The sequence below is a fragment of the Steroidobacter flavus genome (genome assembly GCF_042651805.1).
Taxonomy (GTDB): domain Bacteria; phylum Pseudomonadota; class Gammaproteobacteria; order Steroidobacterales; family Steroidobacteraceae; genus Steroidobacter; species Steroidobacter flavus.
The window spans coordinates 196,535-213,504 of sequence record NZ_JBHSDU010000010.1 but is presented as its reverse complement, the minus strand read 5'-3'; the positions used below and the strand labels follow the sequence as shown (position 1 = coordinate 213,504).

General features: G+C 61.9%; 14 protein-coding genes. 1 reads left to right on the top strand and 13 read right to left on the bottom strand.

The window, feature by feature from the left end:
* Positions 1-5: 5 nt before the first annotated feature.
* Positions 6-665 carry a hypothetical protein gene (locus tag ACFPN2_RS22335; RefSeq protein WP_380600726.1) on the bottom strand — a complete coding sequence of 220 codons (660 nt, stop codon included), beginning with the start codon at positions 663-665 and terminating at the stop codon, positions 6-8.
* 520 nt (positions 666-1,185) lie between these two features.
* Here ACFPN2_RS22335 and ACFPN2_RS22330 point away from each other — a divergent pair.
* Complete coding sequence (locus tag ACFPN2_RS22330) at positions 1,186-2,166, top strand: N-carbamoyl-D-amino-acid hydrolase (protein WP_380600724.1); 981 nt, start codon at positions 1,186-1,188, stop codon at positions 2,164-2,166.
* Between the two features lie 312 nt (positions 2,167-2,478).
* Here ACFPN2_RS22330 and ACFPN2_RS22325 read toward each other — a convergent pair whose 3' ends face one another.
* The 12 genes from ACFPN2_RS22325 to ACFPN2_RS22270 all read right to left on the bottom strand — a co-directional run bounded on the left by ACFPN2_RS22325 (position 2,479) and on the right by ACFPN2_RS22270 (position 16,853).
* Positions 2,479-2,925 carry a PIN domain-containing protein gene (locus tag ACFPN2_RS22325; RefSeq protein WP_380600722.1) on the bottom strand — a complete coding sequence of 149 codons (447 nt, stop codon included), beginning with the start codon at positions 2,923-2,925 and terminating at the stop codon, positions 2,479-2,481.
* Entirely contained in the window at positions 2,922-3,164 is a 243-nt protein-coding gene (locus ACFPN2_RS22320; RefSeq protein ID WP_380600720.1) for a type II toxin-antitoxin system Phd/YefM family antitoxin, read from the bottom strand. Before ACFPN2_RS22320 ends, ACFPN2_RS22325 begins: the two co-directional genes overlap by 4 nt.
* A 132-nt stretch (positions 3,165-3,296) precedes the next feature.
* Positions 3,297-4,172 (bottom strand): amidohydrolase family protein, encoded by an 876-nt coding sequence (locus ACFPN2_RS22315; protein ID WP_380600719.1) that lies wholly within the window; start codon positions 4,170-4,172, stop codon positions 3,297-3,299.
* A 7-nt stretch (positions 4,173-4,179) separates the two neighbouring features.
* Complete coding sequence (gene ligM, locus ACFPN2_RS22310) at positions 4,180-5,580, bottom strand: vanillate/3-O-methylgallate O-demethylase (protein ID WP_380600718.1); 1,401 nt, start codon at positions 5,578-5,580, stop codon at positions 4,180-4,182.
* Positions 5,577-6,881 carry a LysR family transcriptional regulator gene (locus tag ACFPN2_RS22305; protein ID WP_380600716.1) on the bottom strand — a complete coding sequence of 435 codons (1,305 nt, stop codon included), beginning with the start codon at positions 6,879-6,881 and terminating at the stop codon, positions 5,577-5,579. Before ACFPN2_RS22305 ends, ligM begins: the two co-directional genes overlap by 4 nt.
* Entirely contained in the window at positions 6,878-7,735 is an 858-nt protein-coding gene (locus ACFPN2_RS22300; protein WP_380600714.1) for a class III extradiol dioxygenase subunit beta, read from the bottom strand. Before ACFPN2_RS22300 ends, ACFPN2_RS22305 begins: the two co-directional genes overlap by 4 nt.
* Entirely contained in the window at positions 7,728-8,114 is a 387-nt protein-coding gene (gene ligA, locus ACFPN2_RS22295) for a protocatechuate 4,5-dioxygenase subunit alpha (protein ID WP_380600712.1), read from the bottom strand. The genes ACFPN2_RS22300 and ligA overlap by 8 nt, the downstream gene beginning before the upstream one ends.
* The gene (locus tag ACFPN2_RS22290; RefSeq protein ID WP_380600710.1) at positions 8,111-10,291 is read right to left on the bottom strand and encodes a 3-hydroxyacyl-CoA dehydrogenase NAD-binding domain-containing protein; all 2,181 of its coding nucleotides are present in this window, start codon (positions 10,289-10,291) and stop codon (positions 8,111-8,113) included. The genes ligA and ACFPN2_RS22290 overlap by 4 nt, the downstream gene beginning before the upstream one ends.
* A gap of 15 nt (positions 10,292-10,306) precedes the next feature.
* Positions 10,307-12,502 carry a TonB-dependent receptor gene (locus ACFPN2_RS22285; RefSeq protein ID WP_380600708.1) on the bottom strand — a complete coding sequence of 732 codons (2,196 nt, stop codon included), beginning with the start codon at positions 12,500-12,502 and terminating at the stop codon, positions 10,307-10,309.
* A gap of 64 nt (positions 12,503-12,566) precedes the next feature.
* Positions 12,567-13,895, bottom strand: coding sequence for an MFS transporter (locus ACFPN2_RS22280; protein WP_380600706.1), 1,329 nt, complete (start codon positions 13,893-13,895; stop codon positions 12,567-12,569).
* Positions 13,896-13,899: 4 nt separating this feature from the next.
* Positions 13,900-15,081 carry an alpha/beta fold hydrolase gene (locus ACFPN2_RS22275; RefSeq protein WP_380600704.1) on the bottom strand — a complete coding sequence of 394 codons (1,182 nt, stop codon included), beginning with the start codon at positions 15,079-15,081 and terminating at the stop codon, positions 13,900-13,902.
* A complete protein-coding gene (locus tag ACFPN2_RS22270) occupies positions 15,078-16,853 on the bottom strand; it encodes a feruloyl-CoA synthase (RefSeq protein ID WP_380600702.1) in 1,776 nt (591 codons plus the stop codon). The genes ACFPN2_RS22275 and ACFPN2_RS22270 overlap by 4 nt, the downstream gene beginning before the upstream one ends.
* Positions 16,854-16,970: the final 117 nt, after the last annotated feature.

The window sequence follows — 16,970 nt, the reverse complement described above, 5'->3', positions numbered from 1 at the left end:
AATATTCAGGGCAAAGTGTAAGTGAGCTTGTCGAGCAGCACGTAGCCGCCGAGGCCCGCGAATACGACGCGGCTGATCTGCCCCGTCACCGCCGTGACGGTCAACGTTTGATGGCAATACCCGGGGGGCGAAGTCGGCGTGCACTGCCGATGCCACGTGATGTCGCGATTGATTTGCAACTGATTGACGGCGGCATCGAAGGCCCAAGCCGTTGGCCAGTCCGACAGATGCGTGGCATCGATCGTCACCGCCTCGACAACGAAATCGAAGCTAGCGTCCAGGAACTCATGGTTCTCCCACTTGCAGGGGCCCGGATTGGCTGTGGTGATGCAGCTGATACTGTAGATGCTCTGCGCAATGAAGCTACTCGCGATGGCGCCTGTCGGATGTTGATACCCAAAGTGACCGGTGCCGAGCTGTCCGCACTTCGTACTGGGATCCCAGGGGCTCAGGCACTCCTTCACATACACATTGTCCACCACCACCCTGGCGCCGTCCGGGGCGCTCACATCCCTGATGACAGAGTAGTGGCGGAGTGTGACACCCGAAAATGCATTGCTGATGTCGGTGCCTTCAGCGAGCCCATCCGGGTCGATGATCACCGGGTCGGCGCTTGCGAACGAGGCCAGGAGGAATGAGGCCAGAGCCAAGCATGCATTCTTCACGTGACGTTCCTTGTCAGATGAGGGTGCGCCGAGTCTATGGTGACTTCGATGGAAACGTCAATCTTGTGTATTTCTATGCAACTTCACTGAGATCCTGGCGCACCGTCGATGTTGATCTCGATCATCTCATCCTGCGGTGTACGTCGCTCAGGAACATTAAAAATCCCTTCGGCAGATTTAAACCTGCTACTACTCCTGATGTCGGCCCCATCCTTGCGGACCCGCTGTCACCGCTGCGTCAACCCTCTCAAAACTTGCGGTTACTGTCCGTTTTGCACGCCTCAGTTGTCGTGCTGTATGAAGCGAGTGTGTCAGTAAGATTCGCGAACGGTAAGGAATCAACGTTCGTCGCGTGTCGGCCGGATAAGGGCGATAGCTCATCGTGATGAGACGGAGCTGCAATAGCCGAGGCTAGCCCCCGGGGCTATGGGCGCGACACACTGGCCGTGCCCGGGTCTCGTTGGCGGGCCCGGGGCAGAAAACCGCCGCGGCGACGTGCATCCCCTTGGAGACGTGACGAATGAACAATGAACGGACATTGACCGAGGCCAGCATTTCGGCCAACTCCAAGCCGAAACGGACTCTCGGGCTCGCCGTAGCCCAACTGGGGCCAGTTCAACTCAACGATACGCGCGAATCTGTCGTCGCTCGACTTGTGGCAATGATGAGAGAGGCCAAGTCGCGGGGCGCTGAGTTTCTCGTATTTCCAGAACTCGCTCTCACGACATTCTTCCCGCGTTATTGGATGGCAGAAGATGAAGCTCGTCGCCGATTCTTCGAGCTTTCGATGCCCAGTCCTGTAACCGAGCCTATCTTCCGAGCCTCACTTGAGCTGCACCTCGGCTTCTATCTCGGCTATGCTGAGCTGACTTCCGACGGTCGCCCCTTCAACACTTCGATCATCGTCAATCGGAATGCAGAGATCGTTGGGAAGTATCGTAAGATCCATCTGCCCGGTCATTCGGATCACATGCCGGCGGCGCCGTTTCAACACCTCGAAAAGAAGTACTTTTCCGTCGGCGACCTTGGATTCCGCGTATTCGACACGGACGGTGTGCGCATGGGAATGTGCATTTGCAATGATCGAAGGTGGCCGGAAACCTATCGGGTCATGGCGCTACAGAGCGCCGAAATCGTGGTCCTCGGCTACAACACCCCGTCGGTGAATATCCATTGGAACGAGCCGACGCACCTACGGACCACGACTCACTTGATCTCGCTGCAGGCAAACGCTTATCAGAACGGGATTTGGGTCGCGGCAGCGGCGAAATGTGGCAGCGAAGATGGTCACCACATGATCGGCAGTTCCGCTATCGTAGCGCCCACGGGAGAGATCGTCGCCCGTAGCTTATCCGAGGAAGATGAAGTCATCTCAGTGAAGGCAGATCTCTCGATAGGTGAATATTTCCGAGAGCATGTCTTTAACTTCGCAAAGCACCGCAGACCCGAGCACTACCGGCTGATAACGGAAAGAACTGGCGCGGGTGAGCCGATCGCGTAAGGCGCAGCGTGGACGCCCCGCCATCTTCTTCGTGCTCGGTCAACTACGTTGGAAATGGAATCAGGGTTACCGACCGAGACCTCAGTTCCAATTGTGGAATCTTTGAGGTGATTTTCGCGAAGCAGGATGCCGCCCCATATGGCCGCAATCACCGGGATCCGAGGGCGTTCCTCAGATGGCTGCGAGGGGGCGCTCAATCAGCGGATAAACACTCTTTGATTCATTCGCCATTGTATCCCGCAGGAGGGCGGCATGTGCTCAGCTGCCCGGTGATCGTCTCACGCGTTCGTATTAGCGCTTGGCCGCTCCGCTCTATTGATCGGACAGCGCCTTGATGAGGGGATGAACCTCGTCCGTGTACGGGTTGACGACCGTGACACCACGCCAAGTGAACCCATGCTGGAAATCTTCCGACAGCAGAAGTCGGCAACGCGCCTCGGCAGCCACGGATAGGATCAATCCATCCCAGATCTGCATCGACATTTCGGCCGCCAGGTCGAAAGCCGATAGGAATGCTGTATGCGTCGAATCGTGAACACCGAAGGCGTCCGACCAGCTCAGAACGATGCTGCGAGCTTTGGCTCGGGCGATGCCGCTTTTGCCAGTCAGAACTCGGAACAGCTCGCCGAGCGTCTGAGCAGGCAAAACGACGTTGTCTGCAGGCAAGGCACTCAGCAAGTCATGGGTCTTCCGACGCTTCGCCTCCTCTCCAACGCCCTCAGCGTACGCGAGGACGTTCGTGTCCAACGCGATTTTCATTGCTCGTCGCCGTACAGGTCTGCACGCGTCCAGTTGCGCGCACCGCTGACCTTCCGTTTGCCGAGACGTGCGAGCAATGCCGCCTTGGCCGCCGCACGGATCTGGGGCCTTTCCGAAGCAGGCCCCAACGTCGCTACAGGCCTGCCTCGCGAGGTAATCAGAATGGTTTGCCCACGCGTCGCCTCGCGCAGCACTTCGGAAAAATGTCGATTTGCCTCCGCGGCCGAGATGGTCTTCATGATCGCCTCCGATGTAGTGCTCAACACTACATCAGGTGCCCAGTCGGTGCAACCGGCAACGGCGGAGTGCAATGCATGCTCCATTGGAGTGTGACGCAAGCAAGCGCACTCACTCTTCTTTCGAACCCGCCGTCACCGCAAGCGCAACGCCTCAATCGCATTCTCCTTCAAGATCAGCGGTCGCACCTCCGGCTTGAAGGCGGCTTCCGCGAAATCCTTCATCCAGCGATCCGGCGTGATCAGCGGGAAGTCCGAGCCGAACAGCATCTTGTGCTTGAGCTGACTGTTGGCGTACTGAATCAACTGCGGCGGAAAGTATTTGGGCGACCAGCCCGACAGATCGATATAGACGTTCGGCTTGTGCAGGCACACCGATAGCGCCTCGTCCTGCCACGGCCAGGACGGGTGCGCGATGATGACATTCATCTCAGGAAAATCCGCGGCGACATCATCGAGGTAGATCGGGTTGGAATATTTCAGCCGCAGTCCGCCACCGCCCGGCATGCCGGTGCCGATGCCCGAGTGGCCGCTGTGAAAGATCGCCGGTAGTCGGTGCTCTGCGATCACTTCATACAACGGATAGGCCATGCGATCGTTCGGAAAAAATCCCTGCGCGGTCGGATGAAACTTGAAGCCGCGGATGACGCCGTCCCTCAACAGCGCCTTGGCCTCGCGCACGCCCATCTTGCCCTTGTGGGGATCGATGCTGGCGAACGCGATCATCATGTCGGCGTTCTCGCGTGCCGCATCCGCCACTTCTTCGTTGGGAATGCGACGCGCGCCGATCTGATGCTCGGAGTCGACCGTGAACATGACGAGCCCGATCTTCCGCTCGCGATAGTAAGCCACCGTCTCGGCGATGGTCGGCCGGCGGCTGCCGGCTTTGAAGTACACGTTCGCCGCCTTCTCATATTCCTGCCATACCTCGTCGATGGGGCAGCGGCAGGACACCTCGGCGTGCGTATGTACGTCGATCGCAATTAGCTCATCGAGCTTGAAGGACGTCATGGGCCGCTCATCCCTGCTTGCTACGCCAGCCCTGGTGATAACCCTCGCGAGCATCGCGAGCGTACGGCACCGGCGCAACTTTCACGCGCACTTCGAGCTGAGTGTGGCGTTCGACGGTGGCTTTATTCGTGCCGCCGTTCTCCTCGCCCCACAACAGCGTGAGCTCGTCGCCGACATTGATGTCCGCATCGACCACGCCCAGCGACAGCGCCCGGCGTTCGTTGAAGCTCGTGCCACCGAACATCGAGAAGCCCACCACTTTGCCGCCCTTGAGCACCGCGTCGTAGGACGAGGAGCCGTAGTTGAAGTTCGGAATGTCCATGTACTTGTAGCTCGGCATCGAGGGATCGAACATGGAACGATAGATCTTCGCCAGATCCTCCGGATTCCATTCGAACGTGACTTTCTTCCGCTGCGGCTGGTGCTGCAATTTCTCCAGCGCCTCGCGGCCGACGAATTCGTGATCGAACTTCACGAACGGTCCGTAACCCAACGCATACGGCGTCAGATAGTAGTCCTCGATATTTGAGGACACGAAGCTGCCGGCGATGGAGCCCGTGGCTTCGTACCCGTTGGCGGGCAGCCACTCACGATACGCCTTCATCTTCTCGCCGGTATAAACAGCGGGCAGCGGCGACGGAATCCAGCCGGATTCCAGCGTGTTTGTTGAATAGGCACGAGCGCCCACCTGCACGAGACCGAATTCCTCACCCGCCGCAAGGATGACTTCGCGAATCTCATCGTACTGCTCGTACGGTCCCCAGAGCTCCAGCCCCGGCTCGCCCGCCATCCCGTGTCGCAGGCAACGCACCGGCTGGCCCTTGATCTTGATGGTGTCCATCGAAAAGAACTTCACGTCGGGCAGCGGTCCGCCATTCAACTTGGTGAGAATCTGCGACGCCTTCGGCCCCTGGATCTGGTACCGATAGTGTCGCCGCGTCACTGCCTTGCCGCGCGGATACGACGGAGATCGATCGTCACGGATCGTCGTGACATTGAAGCCGCCCGTCTCGGCGTGAAATTGCATCCAGTTCACCGTCGGCGCGCGTCCGACGAACAGCAGCTCATCCTTGTCGAGATAGAACAAAATGCCATCGCCGATGACGTAACCGTCGTGGCTGCACGGAACCATTTGCTTGGCGCGGTTCGGCTGGAAATTGTTGAAGCTGTTGATGGTGAGATACGAGCACAGTTTGAGCGCATCGGGCCCCTTCACGGTGAACTCGGCCATGTGGTGCGTCTGATCGAACAGCACCGCGGTTTCACGCCAGCCCCGCTGCTCATCGCGCCAGTTGGTGAACTCGTAGGGTACGACCGGATAGACGTACGCCCCGATCTTCGAGTTCCGCAGCAGCTCCACCGCGTTGCCCGCTTGTTTCAAGACCCCGTCCAGATTTGTCGGCTTCATCGTCTCGTCTCCACAGTGTGGCCGTCTTTCATTTCATCGCCCACGGCGCGCAGGTGGCGCAGTAGCGCCTGTAAACCCACCGAGCGCTTGGCGTCGGCGCGGGTCGTGATTCCGATCGGGCGTTCGCTGCCACGCATGTCGATGGGTAACACCGACAACATGCCGTGCAGTTCCTCGTAATGAATCTGGTTGCGCGAGAGGATCGAGAGTCGGTCGCTCTCGATCAGCAAGGCGCGCAGCGCGACCAGGGCATTGGACTCGATGGCATTCTTGGGTAGCGGCAACCCAGCCGCGAGCATGACCTGCTCGAACGCTTTGCGCGAAGGCGCGGCCTTGTACGGCAATATCCACTCGCAATCGATCACATCGGCGAGCTTCAGCGACTGGGCCTGCGCGAACGGATGCCCTTTCCGACCGACCACCGAGAGCAGGTCCTCGAATAGCTTCTCCTGCACAATGTCGCTGCAAGGAATCGGATAGCGCAGCACGCCGACCAGGAGATCCACGTCACCACAACGCAGACTCTCGAGCATCGACTCGTACGCGCCTTCCAGGAGCGTGATCTGCAGGTCGGGATATTCCTGCTTCAACCGCGTCACCGCGCGTGGCACGAGCAGCGTGCTCGCCAGCGCCAACGCGCCGACGACGATGCGACCGCTGATGTTGCCGAACTGGGCCGCGATGTCGTCACGCGCGAGCTGCAGCTCATGAAACATCAGCTTCGTTCGCCTGAGCATGATCTCGCCCGCGCGCGTCACTAGCATGCCCCGCGCCGTTCTAATAAACAGGTTGGTCTCGACGATGCGCTCCAGCTGACGCAGCGTCTGGGTCACCGACGGCTGCGAGACATCGAGCTCCTGCGCCGCTGCGGTCTCCGTGCCATGCCGATCGATCGCCACCAACGTTCGCAAGTGCCGATTGGTGACCTTCGCCCCGATGCTCGCGGTCGAACGGCGGGACACACCCAGGTCGGTCAACTCCTGCTCAACCTGAGTCAGCTGCGCAAAGGCACGCTGGGTGCGTTCGACGAGAATGGCACCGACGGTGGTCGGGACCATTCCCTTGGGCGTACGCGCGAACATTTCGAGGCCGAGCGCCTGCTCCAATTCATGGATCGCACGCGTGACGGCGGGCTGTGTCACGTGCATCAGCGAGGCGGCTTTGTGCACGGAGCCGCCCTGCGCGACGGCGACCAGCGCACGCAGCTGTCGCATGTTCGGATCGATACGAGCGGGCAATGGCCGCGATTGCTCGCGCACGGCATTCGGATGCAACAGGATGGATGCGGCTTGTTTGCTCATGGCCCCCCACTCTCCGACGCGTTCTCGAGGATCAGATGCCCGACTGCGGTGTTGGACGCGGGCACATGATAAAAACGTCTCACGGTGCGGACCTTCTCGGTGAGCGCCCCGCGAGCGATCAGCCACATCACGAGCTCGATGCCTTCCGAACCGCTCTCCCGCAGATAATCGACATGCCGGATCGCGGCGGCCTGCTCGGGTGCCTCGATGAGCAGGTCCATGAAGCGAGCGTCGAACTCGGAATTGATGAGCCCCGCGCGTGGCCCTTGCAGCTGATGTGACATGCCTCCGGTTCCCCACACCATCACTCGCAGATCGCGATCGTGGCTCGCCACCGCCTTGCGCAGCGCCTGACCCAGATGCAGACACCGATTGCCTGTAGGCGGTGGGTACTGCACGACATTCACGGCCAGCGGAATGACTTTGCAGGGCCAGACGTCGGGCTGACCGAACACCATCGACAGCGGCACCGTCAGGCCGTGATCCACATCCATGCGATTGATCAGCGTCAGATCGAACTCATCGAGGATGAGCGACTGTGCGAGATGGGCTGCGAACTGCGGGTCGCCCTTCACAATCGGCACCGGTCGGCGGCCCCAGCCCTCATCGGCCGGCTCAAACTCAGCGCCACAACCGAGCGCGAAGGTGGGAATGACATCGAGACCGAGCGCGGTCGCGTGATCGTTGTAAACGAGGATGACAACATCGGGCCGAGCCTGCTCGATCCAGCGCCGGGCGAACTCGTAGCCCTCGAACACCGGCCGCCAGTACTCATCTCGAGTCCTGCCCTGGTCGACGGCCGCGCCCATCGCCGGCACGTGCGAGGTGGTCAATGCGGCGAATACCTCAGCCATCGTTGCGCTCGCACTTGTAGCGGTTTCCGTCCGGCGAGCGGCCGCCGCTCAACATCATCTTCGCGTACGCCTCCTGCGTCATGCCCGCCATCTGCGCGCACGCGAACTGCACCGAGCGGCCATCGGTGAAGAACAGCTTGGCCATGAAATAAACATTGCCGCCGAGCGCCAGCATGCGATTCCAGGAACGGCTCAGCACCGCATCGATCTGCGCTTCGCTCATGCCGAACGTGCGCACGTAGGCCGCCTCGTCGGCCTTGAACCGCTTGCGATTCTCCTCGCGCATGAGTGACATGCAAAAGCGATTCAAGGGATAGCCCTGACGGGCCCGCTCGGCATCGAACACAAAGGTTCCGGGGATGTCGTCGTACTCATTCATGAGGCGCTACGCTCGCGGTCCCAATCTGCAAACGAGCGGCCTTGTCGCGCGAGTGTTTCGAGCAGCGCCGCGGGCCGCCAGTAATCGTTTCGATTCTTCATGCGTGCGCCGTAGTGCTCGAAGCGCTCGAGGACATGCTTCAGTCCCAGGCTATCGGCATGAAACATCGGGCCCCCGAGGTGCTTTGGAAACCCATAGCCATGCACCCATACGACATCGATATCGGCTGCACGCATCGCGACCCCGCTGTCGAGCACCTGCGCACCGACATTGATGAGTTGTAGCAAGCATCGTTCGACGCTTTCGGAGGAGTCGATTGACCGCCGGGCGATGCCGCGCTCGGCGGCAAGGGTCTCGATGAGCGTTGCCACCGTCTCATCCGGCAGCGCCTGTCGCTCACCCGGCCGATACCGATAGAAGCCCGCGAGCGTCTTCTGCCCGAGGCGGTTCATCGCCGTCAGCGCATCGGCGATGACAAAGTAAGGATCGGCTCGGGTCTCGCGTTTGAACAACTCGATACGCGTCTTGGTGCCGACATCGGTCCCACCCAGATCGCTGACGCGCGCTGGGCCCATGGCGAAACCGAACGATTCCATGGCACTGTCGACCTGTTCGGGTGTTGCGCCTTCCAGCATCAACAGCTCCGCTTCGCGCCAGTAGCCATCCAGCATCATCTTGTTGCCGATGAAGCCGAAGGCGTCGCCGGCCACGACGCCGATCTTCTTCAACTGCTTCGCCAGCGTGAGCGCACGGCCGACCGCCGCCGGATCGGTCGTCGGCGCACGCACGATCTCGAGGAGTTTCATCACATGCGCTGGACTGAAGAAATGCAGACCGACCACACGTTGCGGATCGCGGCAGGGTCGTGCGAGTTCGGCGATGGACAAGGTCGACGTATTCGATGCCAACAAGGTCGACGCGGGCGTGAGCGATGCGACCGTCGACAACAGACGTTGCTTGAGCGCGAGGTCTTCGAACACCGCCTCGATCACGACATCGGCCTCGGCCGCGGCACCCAGGTCGAGCGAATCCACGATGCGCTCGCGCCGACGCGCGGCTTCTTCATGCGTCAATCGTCCGCGCGCCACGCTCGACTCATAGTTCGATGCGATCAACGACAGCCCGCGTTCAAGGCCCTCGGCGTGCGAATCGATCAACGTGACGGCGATGCCCGCATCAGCGCACGCCGTGGCAATGCCGCTGCCCATCGTCCCCGCGCCAATGACCGCGACCCGGGCGATCGGCGCTTTGTTGGCCCACCCTGCCCCGTCGCGTTCGACCGTCGATTGGCGACCGATCGCTTTCGAGAGCTCCGGGATGACCCCGGGCACCTTCGATACCTGTCGCTCGGCGAAGAACAAGTGGCGCAGCGCCTGGCTTTCCAACGTCGCGATCGAGCGGTCAGCGATGCGACGTTCGGCGGCGAGCCCGGTCTCGAAATTCGACTGCGTGGCTACAGTGAGCGCTTCGATGACGAGTTGCTGAGTCGTTCGTCCTTTCAGGGCCCGCGAATGTTTGCTCAAGAGCGCGGCGATCCCCGCCTCATCGAAGCCTGTGGCATCGACCGCTCGAGCGCCCGTCGGACGCGGCTGTCCGCCCTGCCCGATCAATTGCTCACAAAAGCGCTGCGCTCCCTGCATCAGATCCGCCTCGACGATCGCATCGATCAGCCCGAGTTTTGATGCCGCCGCTGCATCGACCGGGGCACCCGAAACAATCATGTCGAGTGCCGCCGTCGCACCGATGACTCGCGGCAAACGCTGCGTGCCGCCGGCCCCTGGAATCAATCCCAGGGTGATTTCCGGCAAGCCGAGTTTCGCATCCGCCGTCGCCACTCGATAGTGACACGCGAGCGCAAGCTCCACGCCACCGCCGAGCGCCAGGCCATGCACCGCTGCGACGATGGGCTTGGTCGATGCTTCGAGCGACGCGAACACCGCTTGCAGGGTCGGCTCGGCCACCGGCCCGTCGAACTCGCCAATGTCGGCGCCGGCCGAAAACGTCTTGCCGACACAGCCAATCACGATTGCCCGCACCGACGCGTCAGCAAGCGCGGTCTCGAGCGCCCGAGCAAGGCCGACGCGAACCGGTGCCGCCAGCACGTTCACCGGCGGATAGTCGATCAGCAGGAACGCGACCTGATTCCTGCATTGATACTGAACGGCCTCGGGCGGCATCGATCCTTCGCTCCCTTAGAATTTATAACCAGCGGTCACGCCATACGTCCGCGGCGGTAGATAGGTGCCGGTGATCGTGCGCGCCGTGGAAGTCACATAGATGCCGGACACGATCATCTCATCGGAGAGGTTCTTGCCCCAGAAGTTGAGCGTGAACTTGCCGCCGGCACCGGTGTACAACAGGTTCGCGTCATACAGCGTGAAGCCATCCTGACCGGTCACCTCGTCATTGAACTCGGTGTAGTACTGTTTGTCCCGGCTCGACACCGCACCCGTCAACGCAAGCGACGCGCCACTCGTGAGCGGCCACTCGTACGTCGCCGAGAGCTCCGCGGTCCAGTCCGGCGTGTTACGAGGACGATTGCCCGTCAGATCCTCCGGCGGCAAGCTCGAACCGCCCGGCCCGAACAACGCCGGGTTGATCGGGTTCTGCGACAGGAACTTGTCGAAGCGAATGTGATAATAGGTACCGGCGAACGACATCTTGAAATGGTCGGTCGCGATCCAGCTGGTCTCGAGCTCGACGCCCTTGCCATCGGTGGTCGCCGCGTTCTCGAGCCGCGCCGCATAGAACGGCGGCGCCGTGATGGCATACGTACGATCGTACTGCGCATCCTCGACCTTGTATTTGAAGGCGGCGATGTTGAGCATCAGCGAGTCCTTCAACAGCCAGCTCTTCAGGCCCGCTTCGATGTTCTCGATGGTCTCGGGGTTCACCAGATTGGGGACGCGCTCGCCCAGGTTCGCCGTGCCGCTCTTGAAGCCTTCGGAGTACGTCGCGTACAGCATGACTCCATCGGCGGGACGCAATTCGACACCGAGTTCCGGTGAGAAATTGGAATAGTCGCGCGATGCACGACGCTCGGGATCGTAGACGGCAGCCGGATCCACCGGGCTCGCCACCGCGAAATGATTTTCCATCGTGCGTTTCTCGGCGCTGTAGCGAGCGCCCGCTTTGATAGAAAAAAGCTTGGTCAGGTCGTACGTGAAGTTGGTGAACAACGCCCACGCATCCACATCGAGCGTGGCCGGCACAATCACGCGAGAGCGAGCAGGCTGTCCCACCGGGTCACGACCCAGCAGCACCAGGCTGTCGATGGACTCGGTCAGATAATAGGCAGCGGCGATGCCGTGCAGCCGGTCGCCTTCGTAAATGAACTGCAGTTCCTGAGAGAACTGATCATCGCCGATGGCCTGCAGCTGCGTCGTCGACGTGGGTGCTGGCGGGAAGTTGCCGTTGACCGTGTCCGACACATCGAAGTCCTGGGTCAACTGATCGTCGAACTCGCGATAGTTGGTCAGCGACTTGAACGAGGTCGCATCGCTCATACGGACAGTCAATGTCGCCGTGGCCGCCCAGGTTTCGCTTTCGAAGGTCGGACGGAAGTCGCCGCCGGCGTTACGCGAGTTCGGCGACACGTTCGGCAGGCCCGTCGCGCGCAGGCTCGGCAGCGGCGGATCGGGAAACATCGGGCCGATAAAGTGCACCGACTTGGTGTGATCGTCTTCCTTGGCGTACTCGCCACTCAACAACAGATCCACGCCATCGCCGAACTTGAACTGCAGATGGCCACGCGTGCCGATCACGTTGAGATCGTCGATGTCCTTGCCACTGCCAGTGTGCTTGCCGTAGCCGTCGTGATGTTGATAGTGGACGGCGACGCGGCCGAGCACGCTGTCGGTGAGCGGCCCGCTCAACGCGGAATCCAGGCCGTAGCTCAGATCGCTGCCGCCGATCGACACATTCGTATAGCCGCCGAAGGTCTGCGTGGGCTTCGCGGTCACGAGGTTGATCGAACCGCCAGTGGCATTCCGCCCATATAGCGTGCCCTGAGGACCGCGCAGCGCTTCGACCCGCTCGAGATCGAACAACGAGGCGAATTGCGCGGCTGCTTGCGCGACCACCGCGCCATCGACGTGGAGTGCGACCGACGGATCGATACCGGCGAACGAACTGTTCAGGCCGACACCGCGGATGAACAGCTTCGCGAACGCGAAGTCGTTGCCGAAGGTCACGCCCGGCACGCGGTGCTGCAGGTTCTCGAGGCTCGAGATGTTGCTGCGAAGAAGATCTTCCGCCGACACCGCCGTGACCGCCAGACTCACGTCCTGCAGCGATTGTTCGCGCTTTTGCGCCGTCACGATTATTTCTTCAAGCTCGGCGGCATGCGCTGTCAACGGCAGCGTCAACGTCAATGCCACAGCCATCATCGGAACTCGTCTTGATGAATACACGGCAGCCCCCTGTCGTATCGACCCTGTTTATTCGACCTCTCTAGCGACTCAGCGCCAGCCGCGTCGGGGCGGCCAGCATCGATCCTCGTAACAACCAAATGGATATCGCGGACAGCGCCGCACCCAGCGCCATGATCGCGGCGACACTTGGGCGGCTCGTTCCCGCCGCCATCAGCCAGCCCCCGAGCACTGGCCCCAACATGCCGCCGAAGCGGCCCAGGCCAATGGCGAGCCCCGTGCCGGTGGCGCGCAGGTGCGTCGGGAACACACGAACGAAGGTCGCGTAGAACCCAACTGCCGAGGAATACAGAAACGCGCCCAGAACGAACGCGACAGCTTTCAACGCAAACAAATCGGGTTGGGTGCGGCCGAAGACGGCGAGCGACAGCGCGGTGAAGAGCATCGCGCCGCTCGCAAGCGGCTTCAGATGAATGTGCCGGGCGAGATACCCGAGGAGCGCGCCGCCGATGATTCCGCCCAAATTGGTCCACACCGACACCTCGGCACCGACGCTCGCAGTGAAGCCCAGTGCCGTGACGATGGAAGGAATCCAGCCGAGCACGTAGTAGCACGTCATCATGTAGAGGAAATAGGCCGCGCAGATCAGCGCCGTCTGCGAGATGAGCTCCTTGTCGAACGCGGCCCAAACATTCATGCGCGGCTGTCGCGTTCGAGAGGGCATGTCCGAAATGTTTGCTCGGCCCATCCGACGAAGGATCGTATTCACGCGGGTCAATGCCTGCGCAGAACGTTGGAACACCAGGAACTCGATGGACTCTGGCAGGCGCCACCACACGAGGATGAGAACCAACGTCGACACCCCACCGCCAAAGACGAAAACCGAGCGCCAGTCGTATGCGCTCAGCAGCCAGGCCGAGGCCATGCCGCCCAGCATGCCGCCCAACGGATAGCCGATGGTCATGAGGCTCACGCAGAAGTCCCGGCGAGCGTCATTCGAATATTCGGCGACCATCGCGTTGATGGACGCGAGCATGCCGCCGATGCCGAGCCCCGTGACCACACGCCACAGCGACAGCGCGATGACATCGTCTGCCGTCGCGGACAGCAACATGCCCACCGTCATGAGCGCCAGACACACCAGGATGATGGGACGGCGGCCCAGCGAGTCCGCCAGCGGCGCAAGCAACAGCGATCCCACCGACATGCCGACGAGGCCCGTGGAGATGACGATGCCGAGTCCACCCGGCCCCAAGCCCCACTCGCGCGCGATGCCCGGTCCAGCGAACGTGATCGCAAGAATGTCGAAGCCATCGAGCGCGTTGAGCGCGACACAGATCGCGACCGCGACGATCTGAAACGAGCTCATCGGCTCGCGACGCAGCTGTGCACTGGGATCGGCTTGCGTCATGGCCTCACCCACCGCTCTCAACGTGCAGGAGGAAACGCGCCAGACGATGCGCGATGCGCCAGCGTCCGTCGGCGCACAATCGCAAGGTATCTTCGAATTCGCCGACCACCTGCCGGGACTGCGCACGACGGCCGAAATCCCCGATCTCCTGATCGGTCGTGCCGGTCCACAACAACACGTTGCTGATCGCGTGCGCCTCATCGGGCGCACGCAGATTGACGACGCTGCCGGCTACCAGATGACGAGTGACATGGGACGCCGGTCGCGATCGATAGGACTCGAGCAATGCCTCGACGCCGCGCAACGGTTCCTTGCCCGGTCGCACGACGACCGCATCGCGCGTGAAGAACGCGCCGAAGCTATCGAGATCGTTGGCGTCGAGGCTGAGCGCGGCCCGACGGACCACGTCGCGACACGCGGACTCGGCGAGCTCACGTTCCAACAACGCGATGGGTCGCTGCCCCACCGGAATATCGCCCGGCCCGCTCAGCCATTCCGCCAACGCGGCCGTCACGGCCCCCGGTTGTTCCAGCGTACTCATGTGACCGCTTTCCTCGATGATGCGCAGACGCGCGCCGCGCACGATCACGGCCATCTGCAAGTGTTGCGACAAAGGACTCCAGCTGTCTTGCCGCCCGCAGGCGACGAGCGTCGGACAATCGATCGCGAGCAGCTGCTCCATCGCGTTCGGCCTTGCGAGCAGCGCTCGAATCTGCGCGGCGAAAATCTCCGGCGTCTTGCGCTCGACCATGTCGACGACGGAGTCAAACAGCGGTGAGTCGACGCGCTTCGGATGCACCATGCCCACCGCCCATCGTCGCCCCATGGCACGCATGCCGTTGCGACGCGCATCTTCGAGGAGCGCGAGGCGCGATGTTTGTTCTTGTTCGCCTCGGGCGCCGGGCTGGCGCGGCTGCCAGCCGGAATCGAGCAGCGCGAGGCGTTCGATGCGGTGAGGCGCAAGTCGCATCACTTCGAGGGCGACCCGGCCGCCCATCGAATGTCCCGCCAGTGCGAATGTTTCAGCCGGCGCATCGCGCAGGATGACCCGAGCCATGTCGGTCAGTGAATCGAGCGAGCCATGATCAGCCACCCAGATGCGTGCGTGGCTCGCAAGCGCCCGCCTCTGTTCCGACCATACGAACTCATCGCACAGTAAGCCCGGGATCAGCACGAGCGTGGTCATGACAGCACCACCACGTCGGGCTCGCGATGAGCGGAATACAGCCGCTCGATCAACGCTTGACGTGCCAGGATCACGGCGCGCTGATTGATCGTGCCTTTATCGGTGATTTCACCGGCGGCGATCGAGGGCGGCTGGTCGAGAATCAGCGCACGCGTCACGCGCTGTGAGCCGCCGCCGGCCCGATGCGACAGTGCCTCGAGCAGATCGGCAAGCCACGTCTTCACATCGGACAGTCGTGTGGCGACGGCGGTGAGAAACACGAGCATGCCCAGCTCATCGCGATCCTGGCCGACGAACACGACGTCGTGGATATACGGCGAGCCTGCGGCCAGCACCGCCGCACGCATCGCGCCGACGTTGACCCAGGTGCCACTCGAGAGTTTGAAATCCTCGGCGATGCGGCCATCGAAACGCAGCCCGAGACTCGGCTGCGCCGGATCGATGAAGACCGCGGCATCGCCGCTGCAAAAGAAACCTTCATCATCGAAGGCCTCTCGGCTGAGCTCGGGCTGACGCCAATAGCCTGGCGTGATGCTCGGCCCGCGATAGCGAACTTCGAGTTTGTCGGCGACAGGCGCAAGTTTGACCTCGACACCTGGCGCCGGAAGTCCAATCACGCCCGGCTGCCACGTCGGCAGATGCGCCGAGATCGCAAACGGCGCCGTCTCCGTCATGCCCAGTCCCATCGTCATCGGCGTCTTGCGACCGCGCACCTGGATCGACATCTCATCGATCGCATCCTGCACCGGCTTCGGCAGACCGGCACCGGCAGGAAAGATCAATTTCATGCGGCTGAAGAACCGGGTGCGCAGAGCCTCGTCACGGCGCATGGCCTCAACCAGCATTTCCAAGCCTTTCGGCACGGTGTAGTAAACGCTCGACGCGACCTCGCGCAGATTCGCGACCGTTTGCGCCATCCCCGCTGGCGTTGGCTTGCCTGCGTCGATGTAGAGCGTGCCCCCATGCGCCAGCACCGTGCCCATATTGGCGTTGCCGCCGGCGGTGTGATGCCAGGGCAGCCAGTCCACCAACACCGGTGGTTCCTCTTCGAGAAACGGATAGCACTGCGCATACATCTGTTGATTGCACGAGAGCATGCGATGCGTGTTGATCACCGCCTTCGGCATCCGTGTGGAGCCGGAGGTGAACATGAACTTCGCAATCGTGTGGCCGGTCACCGCTTCGTGGGCGCGTTCGACGTCGACGCTCGCCTCGCCCGTCAGCGTTTCGAACGGCGTGTGAGTTCGGGAAGTAAAGTCGCCGTGGAGCGCAACCACTTCCGTCTGCGCCGGGACCGCCAGAGACACCGGCCGGTCGAACGCTTGAGCGTCCTCGGCATATACCAGTCCCGGCGTGAGCAACGAGATCGCATGCTCGACGCGTCGGGCTTCGGGATCGATGAGCGAATATGCCGGCGATAGCGGCGCGACCGGCACGCCGATATGCATGGCGGCGAATGTGAGCAGCGCATGCTCGATGCTGTTGCCGGAGAGGATCGCGAGCGGTCGCTCGGCACTCAGGCCCCGTTGCAGCAGGCCCGCGGCGATTCGCTGGATCTGGTGGAAGGCGGCCGCATAACTGAGCTTGCGCCATTCACCCTGCGCATCGCGCTGAGCCAGCCAGATGGCTTCGGGACGTTCTTTCGCCCAGCGCGCGAGGTATTCAGTGAAGCGCCGAGGATAGGGACGCAGCGGATCGAGGGAACGCAGCGACCAGCATCCATCGATGCGTCGCTCAGCCACTCCTGCGTAGGGACCCAGCCTTGTGTCCACTCCATCCCCGCAAACTTTGATTCGTTGTAGTCGATCTCGTCGCTCGAATAGTGAGAGTCCACGGCGCCTCGCGCCAATACCGAACCGCGGCTAAGCGATAAACTTTGCTGATAGAGC